Source organism: Arthrobacter sp. P1_B4, from assembly GCF_056406555.1.
Window position 1 is genome coordinate 90092 of the sequence record NZ_JBFTZW010000002.1, and the last position, 13968, is coordinate 104059.

At 65.6% G+C, this 13968-nt stretch carries 18 protein-coding genes; 8 read left to right on the top strand and 10 right to left on the bottom strand.

What is annotated here, in order from left to right:
* Positions 1 to 2 precede the first annotated feature (2 nt).
* Both AC1D1W_RS01675 and AC1D1W_RS01680 read right to left on the bottom strand, forming a co-directional pair.
* On the bottom strand, positions 3 to 305 hold the full coding sequence (locus AC1D1W_RS01675; RefSeq protein WP_223914842.1) for an urease subunit gamma: 303 nt from the start codon (positions 303 to 305) through the stop codon (positions 3 to 5).
* Between the two features lie 130 nt (positions 306 to 435).
* Positions 436 to 756: a DUF6221 family protein gene (locus AC1D1W_RS01680; RefSeq protein WP_028278211.1), complete on the bottom strand. Its 321-nt coding sequence runs from the start codon at positions 754 to 756 to the stop codon at positions 436 to 438.
* A gap of 97 nt (positions 757 to 853) precedes the next feature.
* On the opposite strand from AC1D1W_RS01680, the gene AC1D1W_RS01685 reads away from it, so the two are divergent.
* Complete coding sequence (locus tag AC1D1W_RS01685; RefSeq protein ID WP_476942771.1) at positions 854 to 1189, top strand: hypothetical protein; 336 nt, start codon at positions 854 to 856, stop codon at positions 1187 to 1189.
* A gap of 191 nt (positions 1190 to 1380) precedes the next feature.
* Here AC1D1W_RS01685 and AC1D1W_RS01690 read toward each other — a convergent pair whose 3' ends face one another.
* A complete protein-coding gene (locus tag AC1D1W_RS01690; RefSeq protein WP_476942772.1) occupies positions 1381 to 2004 on the bottom strand; it encodes a TetR/AcrR family transcriptional regulator in 624 nt (207 codons plus the stop codon).
* Positions 2005 to 2071: 67 nt separating this feature from the next.
* On the opposite strand from AC1D1W_RS01690, the gene AC1D1W_RS01695 reads away from it, so the two are divergent.
* Positions 2072 to 2572, top strand: coding sequence for a cupin domain-containing protein (locus tag AC1D1W_RS01695; protein WP_028278214.1), 501 nt, complete (start codon positions 2072 to 2074; stop codon positions 2570 to 2572).
* Between the two features lie 407 nt (positions 2573 to 2979).
* On the opposite strand, the gene AC1D1W_RS01700 is transcribed toward AC1D1W_RS01695, so the two are convergent.
* Positions 2980 to 3459, bottom strand: coding sequence for a hypothetical protein (locus AC1D1W_RS01700; RefSeq protein WP_156945220.1), 480 nt, complete (start codon positions 3457 to 3459; stop codon positions 2980 to 2982).
* A gap of 229 nt (positions 3460 to 3688) precedes the next feature.
* Between AC1D1W_RS01700 and AC1D1W_RS01705 the strand changes: the two genes are divergently transcribed.
* Positions 3689 to 4252, top strand: coding sequence for a dihydrofolate reductase family protein (locus AC1D1W_RS01705; protein WP_476942773.1), 564 nt, complete (start codon positions 3689 to 3691; stop codon positions 4250 to 4252).
* 129 nt (positions 4253 to 4381) lie between these two features.
* Here AC1D1W_RS01705 and AC1D1W_RS01710 read toward each other — a convergent pair whose 3' ends face one another.
* A complete protein-coding gene (locus AC1D1W_RS01710) occupies positions 4382 to 5137 on the bottom strand; it encodes a LysR family substrate-binding domain-containing protein (RefSeq protein WP_476942774.1) in 756 nt (251 codons plus the stop codon).
* Between the two features lie 122 nt (positions 5138 to 5259).
* Here AC1D1W_RS01710 and AC1D1W_RS01715 point away from each other — a divergent pair, with 122 nt between their 5' ends.
* The gene (locus AC1D1W_RS01715; protein WP_018775636.1) at positions 5260 to 5664 is read left to right on the top strand and encodes a DUF5997 family protein; all 405 of its coding nucleotides are present in this window, start codon (positions 5260 to 5262) and stop codon (positions 5662 to 5664) included.
* 141 nt (positions 5665 to 5805) lie between these two features.
* Entirely contained in the window at positions 5806 to 6414 is a 609-nt protein-coding gene (locus AC1D1W_RS01720) for an NADPH-dependent FMN reductase (protein ID WP_476942775.1), read from the top strand.
* Between the two features lie 28 nt (positions 6415 to 6442).
* On the opposite strand, the gene AC1D1W_RS01725 is transcribed toward AC1D1W_RS01720, so the two are convergent.
* Entirely contained in the window at positions 6443 to 6820 is a 378-nt protein-coding gene (locus AC1D1W_RS01725; RefSeq protein WP_243178175.1) for a VOC family protein, read from the bottom strand.
* Positions 6821 to 7017: 197 nt separating this feature from the next.
* On the opposite strand from AC1D1W_RS01725, the gene AC1D1W_RS01730 reads away from it, so the two are divergent.
* Both AC1D1W_RS01730 and AC1D1W_RS01735 read left to right on the top strand, forming a co-directional pair.
* Positions 7018 to 7650, top strand: coding sequence for a hypothetical protein (locus tag AC1D1W_RS01730; protein WP_243178174.1), 633 nt, complete (start codon positions 7018 to 7020; stop codon positions 7648 to 7650).
* A 53-nt stretch (positions 7651 to 7703) separates the two neighbouring features.
* On the top strand, positions 7704 to 8342 hold the full coding sequence (locus AC1D1W_RS01735) for an NADPH-dependent F420 reductase (RefSeq protein WP_243178173.1): 639 nt from the start codon (positions 7704 to 7706) through the stop codon (positions 8340 to 8342).
* Between the two features lie 123 nt (positions 8343 to 8465).
* Here AC1D1W_RS01735 and AC1D1W_RS01740 read toward each other — a convergent pair whose 3' ends face one another.
* The 4 genes from AC1D1W_RS01740 to AC1D1W_RS01755 all read right to left on the bottom strand — a co-directional run bounded on the left by AC1D1W_RS01740 (position 8466) and on the right by AC1D1W_RS01755 (position 13038).
* Entirely contained in the window at positions 8466 to 8948 is a 483-nt protein-coding gene (locus AC1D1W_RS01740; RefSeq protein WP_018775641.1) for a pyridoxamine 5'-phosphate oxidase family protein, read from the bottom strand.
* 128 nt (positions 8949 to 9076) lie between these two features.
* Positions 9077 to 10639, bottom strand: coding sequence for an APC family permease (locus tag AC1D1W_RS01745; protein WP_243178172.1), 1563 nt, complete (start codon positions 10637 to 10639; stop codon positions 9077 to 9079).
* Positions 10636 to 11595 carry a universal stress protein gene (locus AC1D1W_RS01750; protein WP_243178171.1) on the bottom strand — a complete coding sequence of 320 codons (960 nt, stop codon included), beginning with the start codon at positions 11593 to 11595 and terminating at the stop codon, positions 10636 to 10638. The genes AC1D1W_RS01745 and AC1D1W_RS01750 overlap by 4 nt, the downstream gene beginning before the upstream one ends.
* 54 nt (positions 11596 to 11649) lie before the next feature.
* Positions 11650 to 13038, bottom strand: a complete 1389-nt coding sequence (locus tag AC1D1W_RS01755; protein ID WP_476942817.1) for a flavin monoamine oxidase family protein — start codon at positions 13036 to 13038, stop codon at positions 11650 to 11652.
* 194 nt (positions 13039 to 13232) lie between these two features.
* Between AC1D1W_RS01755 and AC1D1W_RS01760 the strand changes: the two genes are divergently transcribed.
* On the top strand, positions 13233 to 13925 hold the full coding sequence (locus AC1D1W_RS01760; RefSeq protein WP_243178170.1) for a TetR/AcrR family transcriptional regulator: 693 nt from the start codon (positions 13233 to 13235) through the stop codon (positions 13923 to 13925).
* The last annotated feature ends 43 nt before the right edge of the window (positions 13926 to 13968 follow it).

Here is a 13968-nt window from a genome sequence, read left to right on the forward strand (position 1 = left end):
TCCTAACGGATCGGGTCGTGGACGGTGACGAGCTTGGTGCCGTCCGGGAAGGTTGCTTCGATCTGGACGTCGTGGATCATTTCCGGCACGCCCTCCATCACCTCGTCGCGGCCAAGGATGGTGGTTCCGTAGCTCATGAGCTCCGGAACGGTCCGGCCGTCCCGGGCGCCCTCGATCAGTTCGTAGCTGATCACCGCGACGGCCTCGGGGAAGTTCAGCTTCAGTCCGCGTGCCTGGCGGCGGCGGGCGAGATCCGCCGCGACCACGATCATGAGCTTTTCCTGCTCACGGGGCAAGAGGTGCATGACGGTATCCCTTCAAGAACCGAACCGGCTGGCGGACCGCAGAAGCCGCGGTGTGACCAGAGTAGGCCGCGGAGATTTCCTGCAGGTTTCCGGGACCCGTCATCATCTCAGGAGCTGACCGCTGACGGGACTATCCGGCGATCCGCCAGTGCGCCTGGAATTCGGGGTGGTCCGCATACGGCAGCGCGAGGGTGTGCAGGGAGAGCGTGGTCCATTCGATGACGTCCGGCACCCATCCGGCGTCGGCGGGTTCCTGGCTGACCAACGTGGCCAGCACGGACTGGCGTGCGGATTCAATGATGCCGATGAGCTGGCGCTTGGCCTCGCACTCACGGAGCAGGCGGCGTTCATACCACTCGCCGGAGACGGCAAGTGTGGGGTCGCCGAGCAGCTTCAGGGCGGCGGCTTCGTCTTCTCTAATGCGTGCGGTCAGGAACTCGACGATGTCCACTCACCGAGCCTATGCGCGCCGGTGCCCACAGGGCTACGGCCCGGCGTTTGCCCCTTTTCCTCAGGCCGGCACAAGCCGCGCTTGTTAGGGTGGGTGGATGAAACGACGTCTCGCCGCCCTTGCCGCTGCCGCCCTCTTGATCGGGCTTACCGGCTGTGGGCAAGTGCAGGATGCTACTGAAAAGGCCGTCAACGACGGGGCGTCACAGGCTGCGGCGGCGGCCGGCAATGAAGTGAAGAAGCAGGCCTGCGCCATCGTGAAGAACGGCCTGGTCAGCGCCAGCGACAAGGAACTGCTGGGCGGTCTTGTCAGCAGCGCGGAAGCCGCGGGTGCACCCGCTGAGATCACCACCCCGCTGCGCCAGATCGCCGACTCCGGCGACCAGGTTCCGGCCGAATCCGTCAAGGCCCTTCAGGACGCCTGCGCCAAGTAGCAGACCACGCTGGGAGCGGGTTGCGGCCCAGCGTGTGGAGTCCGGCGCTATGTGGCGGCGAACTGTGATCGCTCGAGGTCGCAGTTTCCGGCGGCAGGTGCCGTCTTGCATGGCATAGGTTTCGAGGCCACCACCGGGCGAACGGATAACTGGGACAATGACGGCTGAAACGGACTTGGCAGGGCGGGAACCTATTCGCGGGTTGGAAGTCCGGCCGTCAGAGCGTGGGCCAAAAGGGCCCGGGCCGTCCATCGCATGGAGTCGATGGCCTCTTCCCGACTGAGACCTCCAACGTCTGTCAGCCATGCCAGGGACTCGATCCCTATGGCACTTCGGATGGCAAGGGCCAGTTGATGAATGTCCTGATCCGTCATTTGTCCCTGCAGTGGCGCAAGCGCCTCAGCGATCCAAGCAATCGCCCGTCCCTGCCGGAGGGGAAGGCCAGATACTTCACCGCCTGCCTGCTCCAGCGAAAGCCGCAGCATGGTGCGCTGCTGGGCTTCGGTATCAACAATGATCCTGGTGAACTCGGCCACCACAGCGTCCAGCCGCTCTGCCGCACCCGGAGGCGGAGACTCCGGCAGCAGCGACATGCGTGCCGTTTCCGGGTGGGCGGCCGCCAGTAGCTCCCGCTGGCCGGGGAAATACCTGTAGGCAGTACTCCGCGCTATGCCCGCAGCCTGCGCCGCATCATCCACCGTCGGCGAAACGCCGGACGCGACCAAAGAGCGCGCCGCCCCGATCAAAGCGTCCAGCGTGCGGCGCTTCTGCCCGATCCGACCAACGTCCGCGTAAGCCCTTGACATGATCTTCATGATACATGAGTCTTGTTATGGGACAGGTGTCCCATAAGTCTTCCTACCACTCATCGAGGCGAGCACCATGGAGACGAATAAGACCGCATCAGCACTCGTCCTGCAACCCGGGGAAGGGGCCAGGCGCTGGTTCTTCGGTGGAGGGATACACACATGGAAGGCGACGGAAGACGAAACCGGCGGAGCGTTCCTCATGTTTGAGGACGAGATGGCTCTCGACAAGGTAACACCGATGCACACCCATCCGGACTCGGATGAAACCATGTACATCCTGGCCGGAGAGATCTTGATGAACATTGACGGAGAGGAGCACCGGGTCACTACGGGCGGGGTAACCATCGCACCACGCGGCGTCCCCCACGCGTTCAAAGTCCTTCAGGACGGGACCCGTGTTTTGTGCCTCCACACCCCCGGCAGCGCGCAGGCGTTCTACGACGGCGCCAGCGAACCCCTCGGCTCGAGCAATAAGCCGGGCGTTGTGGACTTTGAGCGCATTCGCGAATCAGGGCGGATAAACGGTGGCATCGAAATCGTCGGCCCTCCTCCGTTTCCCGAGAATCAGGACTGAGGACTCAATTCGCGTGCCGTGAGATATCCCCCACCGCGGCAGCCCTTCATTCGCAGAACTCTCAGCCCTGCTGTTGATCCGAGAGGACTCGAATTCATTCGAGATCCTCCGCCGGTGTAATTGAAGTTGCGAGATCCTCGGCAGCTCTCGAACGACTGCTCCGTCTGGCTATAAGGACCAGTGCGGCGGCACCTGCCAGCCCACAGGCCAGCCCCCGCGTCTAAGGATGAGTGGGGCTGAGCCGTCGGACACTGTGCCTTGACTCATCGCGGAGCTGGTACGGAAGGCCAGGGGACAGCTCTGATTCACATCGACCTGATACCGGTTTAGGGCCGCCTCACATGGGGTGCCTGCCCCGGCAAACGAGGAGACAGAAAGTAGCCGCAAACCGATCGTGCAGCGGGCGGTCAGGTCGGGTCAGCTGCAGAATTCGAGGCAAGGACGTCATTGCGGATTGCCCAACGCGCGATGGCTGCCGCTGCGCCAACGGTGGCCCAGGGAATCAGTAGCCAGGGCTGCCAGCCGAGGCCCAGGACGCTTCCCAGCAGCCAGAACACGAGGGTGGGCACCGCGAAAAAGGCTCCGATGTGGATCCATTGATTCCGGACCGGGCGCAAAAGATAGGCCAACACCCAGGCCAGTGGCGCCGCAAACACCAGGGAAACTCCGAAGCCATACAGAATCACCATGCCCAAAAAGCCCCATACGTGGCCGGCGTCGGTGCCGTCCCGCCAGGCGGGCACACCATAGCCTGCCGCCACCAGGAGAAGTAGCACGCCGACCCAGAGCGAGGTGGCGATGAGCCAACCCTTGATGAACGCGTAAGCATCGAGGACCACTCCGTGTGACCGAACTGTCGGCGGTTGCACCGCATCCCCTAATGCCATGGGTTTAGCCTACCGATGCGCAAAAAACTTTCCGGCCGTGCCGAGGGTGCGGCCGTCCGATAGGGGATCCTTCACCGGGCAGCTCAGTTGAATCGCGGACCGAAGGCTATGGCAACCAGATCATGGGCAGTTACGGTGGCTCCATGAGGGACAGGATGCTGCCGATCATATGCGGGACGACAGAGTTCAATGACGCCCCTCGACCACGACAAAACGGAAGGCTGGCGCCGTGCGAAAACTGATCTACGGCATGAATCTGACCCTGGACGGCTACATCGCCGCAGCCGGCGACGACATCGGCTGGAGCGCGCCGAGCGACGAACTGTTCCAGTGGTGGCTCGACCAGGAGCGGGCTAGCAGCCTGTCACTGTACGGCCGCAAGCTCTGGGAGACAATGAGCTCCTACTGGCCGACCGGCGACCAGCAGCCCAACGCCACCCCGGCGGAGATCGAGTTCGCGCGGAACTGGCGGGACACGCCAAAGGTGGTGTTCTCCTCGACGGTCGACAACGTCGACTGGAACACCCGCCTGGTCACCGGCGACGCGATCGCCGAGATCACCCGGCTCAAGGCCGGCGACGGCGGCCCGATGAGCGTCGGCGGCGCAACGCTCGCCGGGGCGGCCATGCGGGCCGGGCTGATCGACGAATACGCGCTAGTCACCCATCCGGTCCTGGTGGGCGGCGGCACTCCGTTCTTCACCTCGCTGGACAGCTGGGTGAACCTGAACCTGGTGGAGACGCGGACGTTTCCCGGCGGCGTGGTCCTGACCAGGTACGAGACGAGGGGCTGAGCGCGATTCCTCCGCGCGGTCGGGGAAGTACATCCACCACCACTCACCAACCAGCCGCTCGGCGCGTCCTCCCGGAAGGAGACACCCAGCGATCACAGAACGCCGCCAGGAGCGTCCGACTCCACGTGCCTAGCGTTTGCCCTTTTTCCGGGATCCCTTGCCGCGGCCTTTGTCCGGGTTGGGCGCGTAGCGCTGCGCCACCTTGGGCTTCTTGGCGGCTCCGGTGCCGCGCCGGTCCGGCTTGGGCTCGCGTTTGGGTTTCTCCTGCTGCGCCGAGGGCTGGCGCGAGCTCGCCGCGGTGCGTCCGCGGACAATACCGATGAATTCCTCGATGACCTCGTCCGTGGCGTCGCTCGGCCAGGCCAGGGCGATCTCCGTGCCGGGCGCGCCCGTGAGCTTCCGCGCCACGGTGTCCTTGACGTTGAAGTGCCGGGCCACGGACATCGGCAGGATCACCAGCCCGGCACCGGAGGCCACTACCTGCAGGGCCATCGCGGGTCCGCCGAGCTCCTGCACATCGAGAAACGTCTCGGCGGACAGGTCCGCCAGGTCCACTTCTTCAAACAGGGAGACCTCGTGCCCCTTCGGTGCCACCACCACCGGCTGCTCCTCGTAGAGCGGGATCACGCTGAGGCCCTCGCGTTCCACCGGGAGCCGGACGAAACTCAGGTCCGCGGTACCGTCGCGGAGCACGGACAGCTGCGCGCCGTCGTCGGACATAAAGGAGTGCAGCGGAACCTCGGGCATCCGTTCCTCCCAGCGGCGGATCCATTTGCCCGGTGTCACACCGGCCACGTACGCGAAGCGCAGCTCCCGCCCGACTGCAACGGCTGGGACGACGGCGGTTTCGTCGGGGGTCTGGGATGGTTCTTCTGCTGCGGACACATGTTCACAGTACCGCCCGGGGTGGCGCGGCGGTCCGCCGCGATGGCGGCACCGTGCTGGGTTGGTACTGAGTTGGTACTGGGTTGGTGCCCTGCGGGCATCCCGGCAGATACCCTTGGACTATGACCTCTGCAAACTCCCAGTCCATGAAACCGGCCACCGTTGCCAAGAAGCTTGGCATCTACCTGCCGGCGACACCCCAGGAGTTCCAGGATTCAACCATCACCCGCGCTGATTTTGCCGATCTCCAGGCCAACCCGCCGGAGTGGCTCGCGGAACTGCGCCGCAACGGCCCGCACCCGCGCCCCGTGGTGGCGCAGAAGCTCAACGTCTCCATCGCCGGCCTGGCCCGCGGTGGTGTTGAGGAAGCGCTGACGACGGCGGAAATCACCGCACTGCTCCAGGCTCCCCCGGCCTGGCTGGTGGCCGAGCGCGCCACCCACGCCGCCGTCCGCGCCGAGGCCCAGCGGGTCAAGGACGAGGCCGCCAAGAAGGACGCCAAGAAAGCCCGCGCCAAGGCCGAATAGCGGCACGCGCTTTCTCCCGGCGCCACTTTTCATCCCGCGGACACAGGACTACGCTCGCGGAATGGGTCGGGGCCGCCGGTCCGATCCCGTCCGTATCCCAATTCACCTGCCACCGGCGGCGTATCGGGAAGGAACAAGGCAGTGGCCTTCAAGATCGGATATTTTGTCGGGAGCCTCTCGAGCAATTCGATCAACCGCACTTTGTCCAGGGCGCTGATCCGGCCTGCGCCTGCGGAACTGGAGTTCACGGAGATCCCCATCAGGGATCTGCCGTTGTACAGCCCGGATTTTGATGCCGCCTTCCCACCCGTTGGGCAGGCCCTCAAAGATGCCATCTCGGCTTCCGACGGCATCCTGTTCGTCTCGCCCGAATACAACCGGTCCATCCCCGGAGCGCTCAAAAACGCCATCGACTGGGGATCCCGGCCCTGGGGCACCAACTCCTTCGCCCGCAAGCCCACCGGGATCATCGGCGCCTCCCCCGGCGGCATTGGGACGGCCGTGATGCAGTCCTCGTTCCGCAGCGTGCTGAGCTTCCTCGACGCGCCGCAGCTGAAAGCGCCGGAGGCGTACATCCGCTTCGTCCCGGAGGCCTACGGCGAGGACGGCGAGGTCAAGGACGAGGCTACGGCCGGGTTGCTGCGCCACTACATGGAGGAGTATGCCTCCTTCGTGGCGCGGGTCCTGGCCGCCAATGCACCGGGCCATATCGGCGACGAGCACCCGGACAAGGACAAGACGAGCCGTTAGGCAGAGTCAGGGCGCGGTGGTCCGGCATCTAGTCCTGGTGCAGCTGCACGAAGTTCCCGCAGCCGTCATCCAACACCACACTGGTTCCGCCGGGCCCTTCGGACGGTTCCCCCTGGAACATCACGCCCTTGGCCGCCAGCCGGTCGTATTCGACGCGCACGTCCGGCACGCCAAAGACGATTGCGGGAATTCCGGCGTCGTGAAGACCGTTCATGTAGGCCGCTCCGATCGGGTTGTCACTGGGTTCCAGCAGCAGTCCGGCGCCTCCGTCACCATCCGGATCCTTGATGATGTAGAGGTTGTGCTCCGGCATGGCCATCAGCGTTTCGAAGCCCAGCGTGCCGGTGTAGAACTCATGGGCCGAGGCTGGATCCTTGACGTGGATACTGCACATTTTCAGTCGCATGGCCCCTAGGCTACGCCGGGAGGCTCGGCGTAGGAACCGCGACGCGGCCTCCGCACGGGGCCTTGGCGCCCGGGTTTGCGTCCACGCTGGCGCCGGGCATTGCCCCGGCCCGGCAGGCATTGACGGCCCCGCCGCCAGGGATTCCAATGGAACTAGCGGAACAGCGCCCGCCCGGGACCGTTCCGGGGAGGTGTGCAATGACGCTTTCACTATCCGGCGCCCTCGCGGCCTGGCAGTTCCTGGCCCTCGCCATTTTGGTTGCCGGGGCAGCGTTCGCCGCGGTCTATTTCGCCCGCAAGCACCTGGCGGCCGACGACGGGCCTTCCGAAGGCGCGGACGGCGCGTTTTGGGACGCATTCGCCGGACTCGCCGTCATTGTCCCCGCCATCGTCCTGGCCTCCTCCACATGGCCCTGGGCCGGACTGGCCCTCGGGATGCTGGCCGCGGGAGCTGCCCTGGCGGCCGTGGCTGCGGCACCCCGGCTGCTCCGCCGGCAGGAAGCCCGCCGGGCCAGCCGGGAAACCCGGCTCTTGAACGAGGCGGCCGCCGCACGGCACCGGAGCGCCCTCGCCCGGTGGCAGCGGTACGAACTGGATCCGGGATTCTCGATTGACTATCCCGCGATGAGCGATACCCGGCAACCGGAAACCGCGGCACTGATCCGGGCGATCAAGGCCGCCGAGGGCCTCGGCGGCCGTACGGACCGCGCCTGCACCGATGCCGCCTACGCCCCGGCCGTGGAACGGCTGGAACATGCCCTGGCTGCCGCCGAACGCGCGGCCGGCGTCAGCGCCGCCGGGCCGCGTGGCCCGGACCACGCGCACGGCTGATTCCCCGGAATTGCCGATCCGGCAGTTCGCGGCCACCTTGGAAAGGTTCCATCATGACTGACATCACGATCATCGGCAGCGGCAACATGGCACGGGCGATCGGGACCCGGGCTGTCGCCGCCGGGCGCTCCGTCCAGATCCTGGACCGGACGCCGGAGAATGCCGCCAAGCTCGCTGCTGAACTTGGCGGCACCCCCAACTCCGGCGGCCTGAGCGAGGTTCCCGAGGGCGACATCGTCATCCTCGCGCTGTACTTCGGCCCGGCCAAGGAAGTTGCCACGCATTTCGGCGACACGCTCAGCGGCAAGACGGTGGTGGACATCAGCAATCCGATTGACACCGAAACCTTCGACTCGCTGGTGGTCGACCCGGGGACGTCGGCGGCGGAGGAAATCGCCGCACTGCTCCCGGGCGCACGGGTGGTGAAAGCCTTCAACACCACCTTCGCCGGCCCGCTCGGGTCCGGGGAAGCCGGTGGCCAGCCGATGGATGTCTTCATCGCCTCGGACTCCGAAGAGGCCCGCAACGAGGTTGCGGTCTTCGCCGAAGCCGCCGGGCTGCGTCCGCTCCAGGTGGGCGGACTGCGCCACGCCCGCGAACTCGAGGGCTTCATGCTGCTGGTCATGGCGCTGCAGGTTAGCCCTGCGTATCCAACCTTTAACTGGGGCACCGGCCTGAAAATCACTGACTAGGAGCAGTCCGGTCCCGACCGGCCGTCATCGGCCCAGAGCGGTGATACTGAGCGATCATACGGAGCGGTGATATCAAGCGGCTATATCCACCGGTGAGACCGGACGGTGGCGCGGTTCAGCGCGCTACAGCTCGACCGTGCCGCTGTCGCCGACGCTCATCCGGCTGTTGGTCACCTTGGACTTGATCCACTGCAACACGGTCGCCGCCGTGCCGCCCGGGCTGGTCCAGTACTCGGCGGAGTCCGAGTCGACGTGGAGCAGGACCACCTCAGGGGTGTCCGGGCCGTCCGGGAACCAGGCCTCCACCACCTGATTCCACATGTCGTGGATCAGTTGCCGGTCAGTGACCACTTCAGCGGTCCCGGCCACCGAAACCCACTCGGTGCGCTTGCCGAAGGAGACGTTCACCGCCGGGTTGGCGCGGATGTGGGCCACCTGAGAGGTGGTCGCCGACGTGAAAAACCACATGTCGCCGTCGTCCTTGACCTCCTGGACGGCCAGTGGCCGGCTGACGAGCGCGCCTGCCTCATTGATGGTGGTGAACATTCCGATGTGCGAATCGTTGATGATGTCCGTGACCTTGCTGATGCTTTCGGCATCCGACATGCTCTCACCTCGTTCTGGTTCCGACGGAGGAAGGTCCCCCTCCGGACAGCCTATTGGTAAGTGTGCTTACTTTCCAATGGCTGCCGGCCGGAGACCTTCCCGGGATCTTCCCTGAACCGGCAGTGGGCTCAGTGCCCGCGGGTCAGGACCTGGCCCCTGAAGAACTCGGGGCGGAGCTTGGCCATGACCAGCATGAGCACCACGCCCAGCAGGATGACGCCCATGCCCAGGATGAAGACCAGCCCCACACCGCCGATCGACGACCCTGATCCGTACGCGGGATCCATGGAGTCGTAGGCGGTCTTGACGAACATGACCAGCAGGATGACGCCGCCCAGGAGTGGCGCGAGGAACTTGAAGAAGAAGGCCCTCGCTCCGCTGAACGCCTCGGCGCGGAAAAACCAGACACAGGCCAACGCGGTGATGCCGTAGTAGAAGCAGATCATCATGCCCAGGGCCGTGATGGTGTCCCACAGTGCGTTTTCCGACGTGGTCCGGGTGATGACATAGAACGCGGCGGCCGCGACGGCCGAGGCGATCGTGGCATAGCTCGGCGACTTGTATGTGGGGCTGATCCTGCCGAACTTCTGCGGCAGCGCCCGGTAATGGCCCATGGACAGCAGGGTGCGCGCCGGCGAGACAAATGTGGACTGCAGGGACGCGGCGGAGCTGCTCAGGATGGCCAGGGACATCAGGATGGCGAACGGGCCCATCACCGGTCCCGCCAGGACGGCGAAGATACTGCCCTGGTTCTCCGGATTTCCGGCGCCCAGCCCCGTGTCGCCGACGCCGGCGTAGCTCAGCGTGGCCAGTGCAACCGTCATGTAGATGATCACGATGACCAGCACGGTGATGGTGGCGGCACGTCCCGGCGTTTTCTCCGGGTTCTTGGTCTCCTCGTTCATGGTCAGCGTGACGTCCCAGCCCCAGTAGATGAAGATGGACAGCGAAACGCCGGCGGCGAAGGCGGAGAAGGATCCCACGGCGAACGGGTTAAACCAGTCCGGGGAGATGGCCGTGGCGTCAAAGGCGGTTCCGTTGGCGACATGGCTGAACGCTGAGACCGAGAACCAGGCGAGGACCAGCAACTGAAATCCCACGAGAACGTACTGGACGGTCTTGGTGGTTTCCATGCCGCGGTAGGAGATCCAGCACGCGAGGGCGATAAACACCAGCGTGGTCGCGATATTCAGCGGCAGGTTGGTAGTGAGGTCGGCGAGTTCGGGATTGCCGAAGATCTGCGCCAGCATGAGGTAGAAGAAGTCCACCGCGACGGCGGCCAGGTTCGAGAGCACGATGATGGTGGCGGCGATGAGTCCCCAGCCGCCCATCCAGCCAATCCAGGGTCCGAACGCACGCGAGGCCCAGGTGAAGGAGGTCCCGGCGTCGGGCATTGCGTTGTTCAGCTCCCGGTAGCCGAAGGCCACCAGCAGCATGGGGACAAAGCCCACCAGGAAGATCGCCGGCAGTTGCACGCCGACCTCGGCCACGGTGGGACCCAGGGCGGCCGTGAGGGTGTATGCCGGGGCGATACAGGAAATGCCGATGACGACGGCGCCAATGAGCCCCACCGATCCGGCTTTCAGGCCCTTTTCACTCAGTCCGTGCTGCTGTTCGGTCTGCGATCCGGTGTGCTGTCCTGTCTGCTGTCCTGTCTGCGACGGCTTGGACATCGCATGGTCTGCGCTCATTGTTGTGCCTCTCGGGGGGTGTCACTCGACGCTGAATGATTGAGGTGCTTGAGTTCATAGTCGCTGGGGACCACGATCATCGGCACCGGCAGGGCGCGCAGAATGCGGCCCGCTGTGCTGCCGAGGAAGATGGACCGGCCCTTGGCAAGCCGGCTGGATCCGATCAACAGGACCTCGCCGTCTTCCCAGTCCAGGCGGTCCACGGCTTCCTCGATGCTGCGCCCGTGGGCGACGACGATTTCCGTCTTCGCCTCTACCTGGGCTTCCGTCTTGGCCTCCCCCGGGACCTCTGCCTTCGCCTCCCCCGGGACTGCCGGCCCGCCGGCAGCCAGTGCGTCGGCAAGGCACTTGGCCGCATACTCCCGGGCCGCGTCGGCTGAATCGGCCGCATCGCCGTCGAGGGCCAGAAGCGACACCACGCGCAGCGGCACGTCCCGGTTCGCCGCCATGCCCAGGGCGAATTCGAGCAGCTTCTCCGCGCCGGCCCGGGTTCCGAGCCCGCAGCTGATCCGGGTCAAGGCCTCCTGGCGGTGGTAGCCGTGCGGTGCCAGGGCCACCGGAACGGGCGAGGCGTGGAGCAGTGCACTGGCCACCGACCCGATCGTGAACCGTTTGAAGAGCCCGGTGCTGGTGGCCCCGATGATGAGCATGTCCGCGCCCAGTTCCTCGGCCGCCTCGATCAGTGCGTGCGCGTCGGAATCATGGCTGCGGATGTGGGCCTGCGCCGGGACACTGGATGGAACCAGCGCCAGGGCCTGGTCGAGCCACTCCTGGGCCTGCTCGGTGAGCAGATTTTCGAAGCCCGCCTTCGGTGCGAGGGCATGCCCGGACTGCTGCACTTCGGGCACCACCAGCACAAGGTCCAGGCTCGCTCCACGCCCGAGCGCCAGGGAGACGGCCAGATTGACCGCATCATGGCCCCTGGCATTGGCTGAATACCCCACTACGTAACGCATCTGGCCGCTCTCCTAACTGATCTGGACTGCATTCAACTGAATTGTTGGGATTTTCTAAGAGGCGACGGACGCGCGGTCCGCAGCAGCGACGATCCGGGCCGCCGTGAGCTGCCCCATCCGGACGGCGCCGTCAACATGCTGGTAGCCCTCGGCCGCAAGGTCCGAGCAGGACCAGTAGATCGGTCCGACCGGCGTCAACTGGTCCTTGCCGTAGCGGTGCAGTCCGCCAAGATCGTAGCTGGCGGCGTAGGCCCCCCTGGTCCATTCCTCCGAACCCCAGTCGGACTCGTAGTAGACCTCGGGCTCCAGGGCCTTTTCGCCGAGGAAGGACGCAATCGATTCGAGGATGGTGCGGCGGCGGTCCTCCGCGCTGAGCTCGAACATGGCGTCGGCCTTCTCATCCGAGACAAAGCCCACCAGAGTGCCGCGCGGGTCCTCGTGGTTGGTGTTGTCGTAGACCTCCTGCACAATGGCGCCGGCGCCGAAGGCGGTTCCGGACAGGCCGTCTTCGCGCCAGAACGGGCTGCTGTAGACGGCGTGGACCTTAATGACCAGGCCAAGTGACTGGTGCTGGTGCATCTGGTGCTGGCGGCGGGGCAACGGCGGGTTGAAGGACACCCGGGTGTAGAGGTTCGGCGGCACGGCCATGATGACGAAACGTGCGTTCACCGTGGCCCGGTCGGAGACAGCAGTGACACGGTAGCCGCCGCTCGCGTCATCGGCCCAGTTGATGGTGCGGACCGGGCTGCCGAGGACGACGTCGTCGCCCAGTTCCGCGGCCTGCAGCAGCGAAACCTGCTGCATCCCGCCGACAACCCGCTTGTCCAGGATGAAGTCCTCATCCGTGAGGTTGGTGAAGGACCCCGCCGAGGCAGCCATGAGGACGGCCTGCAGGGCGGAGAAGGCGTGGGCCGGTTTGGTCAGCATGCCGCCGGCGATGAACAGGCCGATGTTGTTGCAGGCTTCCTCATCTGTTGAGTTCTGCCGCAGCCAGTGGTGAAAGGAGATGGTGTCCAGCTCGCGGGCCTTGGGGTGGGCCCACGGCTCCTCGGGAGCCATCTCCGCGGCCAGGGAGTCCAGCAATGCCGTGAGCTTGTCCATTTCGACGGCGGTGGTTTCGCTGACCGGGAAGGTGTCACCGGTGTACAGGGTGCGCTTGCCGTCCGCGCCAATGTAGACGGATTCGCCGTCGCGGTAGCGGGAATAGGTCTGCAGTCCGAGCTCATCCAGGAGCCCCAGGAGCCCGGTCTGGTCCGGCGAGACCCACTGGCCGCCGATCTCGAGCATGGCCCCGTCAACCGTGTCGGTCCAGGTCCGGCCGCCCACGCGGTCCCGCGCCTCGAGCACCGCCACACTGAGTCCGGCCTTTTTCAGCTCGCGGGCGGCGGTCAAGCCTGACGGGCCGGCTCCTACGATGACGACGTCGCGGTCAAGTTCCAGCATGATGTTCCTCCCCGTGGCCGCTAGAGTGATGCGGACCACAAAATGAATGACGTTCATTTAGAATGATAGACGGTCCACACGCTTCGGGGAAGACCCTCCGCCTAATGAATTTCGCCCGTAAAGTAGGGGCAGAACGGGCTCACCCCCAACCCGCCAGCCAAACCGAGAAGCCAAGCAGAGAAGAAAGGGCCGGAATGACGGCAGCAACCAGCGCCCCCGCCGATGCGCACGGCCCCGCCGCCGGGCCCCGCCGCCGCGCGGGACGGCCCGCCGCGGCCGTGCTGGACCAGCACGGCATCACCGTGGCGGCCCTGGAGCTGATTGGCAAGAGCGGCTACGACGGGTTCACCATGGCTGCCCTGGCGCGGACCCTCAACGTGGCTCCCTCGGCGCTGTACAACCATGTCTCGTCCAAACGGGACGTGCTGGTCCTCGTCCAGGACCACTTGACCTCGTTCGTGGACGTCACCGCCTTCGAGGCCGGGGACTGGGAACAGGCCGTGAGGGATTGGGCCTGGAGCTACCGCGATGTATTTTCCAAGCACACCCCGCTGATTCCCGTCATTGCCGTACTGCCCGTGACCGACGCGCCCAAGACATTGGCCATGTACGAGGCCGTCAGTGCCGGTTTCAGCCGCGCAGGCTTTCCGCAGGAGCGCATTGTCCCGGCCATTGTCGCGATCGAATCGTTCATCTTTGGCTCCGCCTACGACGTCACGGCACCCGCGGACATCTTCGATTCCGGCACCATGGCCGCGTCGACACCGCATTTCACCGCCGCCGTCCAGCGGCTGGCCGGGGAAGGCCATGAGAAACCGGCCGACGTCGCTTTCCGGCTGGGACTTGAGGCACTTCTCGCCGGGCTCGGGGCGCTGCGGGCAGCCTAGCGGTCCAGCAGCAGTAGTCCACCGCGGAGTTTCCCCACTTTTG

Bases quoted from the DNA above. Each gene is read 5' to 3' on its own strand.
- AC1D1W_RS01755 (WP_476942817.1), bottom strand. From the start codon at position 13,038: ATGCTGGAACTTGACCGCGACGTCGTCATCGTAGGAGCCGGCCCGTCA.
- AC1D1W_RS01735 (WP_243178173.1), top strand. From the start codon at position 7,704: ATGACTGACATCACGATCATCGGCAGCGGCAACATGGCACGGGCGATC.
- AC1D1W_RS01745 (WP_243178172.1), bottom strand. From the start codon at position 10,639: ATGAGCGCAGACCATGCGATGTCCAAGCCGTCGCAGACAGGACAGCAG.
- AC1D1W_RS01715 (WP_018775636.1), top strand. From the start codon at position 5,260: ATGACCTCTGCAAACTCCCAGTCCATGAAACCGGCCACCGTTGCCAAG.
- AC1D1W_RS01700 (WP_156945220.1), bottom strand. From the start codon at position 3,459: ATGGCATTAGGGGATGCGGTGCAACCGCCGACAGTTCGGTCACACGGA.
- AC1D1W_RS01725 (WP_243178175.1), bottom strand. From the start codon at position 6,820: ATGCGACTGAAAATGTGCAGTATCCACGTCAAGGATCCAGCCTCGGCC.
- AC1D1W_RS01760 (WP_243178170.1), top strand. From the start codon at position 13,233: ATGACGGCAGCAACCAGCGCCCCCGCCGATGCGCACGGCCCCGCCGCC.
- AC1D1W_RS01685 (WP_476942771.1), top strand. From the start codon at position 854: ATGAAACGACGTCTCGCCGCCCTTGCCGCTGCCGCCCTCTTGATCGGG.
- AC1D1W_RS01690 (WP_476942772.1), bottom strand. From the start codon at position 2,004: ATGAAGATCATGTCAAGGGCTTACGCGGACGTTGGTCGGATCGGGCAG.
- AC1D1W_RS01750 (WP_243178171.1), bottom strand. From the start codon at position 11,595: ATGCGTTACGTAGTGGGGTATTCAGCCAATGCCAGGGGCCATGATGCG.
- AC1D1W_RS01740 (WP_018775641.1), bottom strand. From the start codon at position 8,948: ATGTCGGATGCCGAAAGCATCAGCAAGGTCACGGACATCATCAACGAT.
- AC1D1W_RS01695 (WP_028278214.1), top strand. From the start codon at position 2,072: ATGGAGACGAATAAGACCGCATCAGCACTCGTCCTGCAACCCGGGGAA.
- AC1D1W_RS01675 (WP_223914842.1), bottom strand. From the start codon at position 305: ATGCACCTCTTGCCCCGTGAGCAGGAAAAGCTCATGATCGTGGTCGCG.
- AC1D1W_RS01730 (WP_243178174.1), top strand. From the start codon at position 7,018: ATGACGCTTTCACTATCCGGCGCCCTCGCGGCCTGGCAGTTCCTGGCC.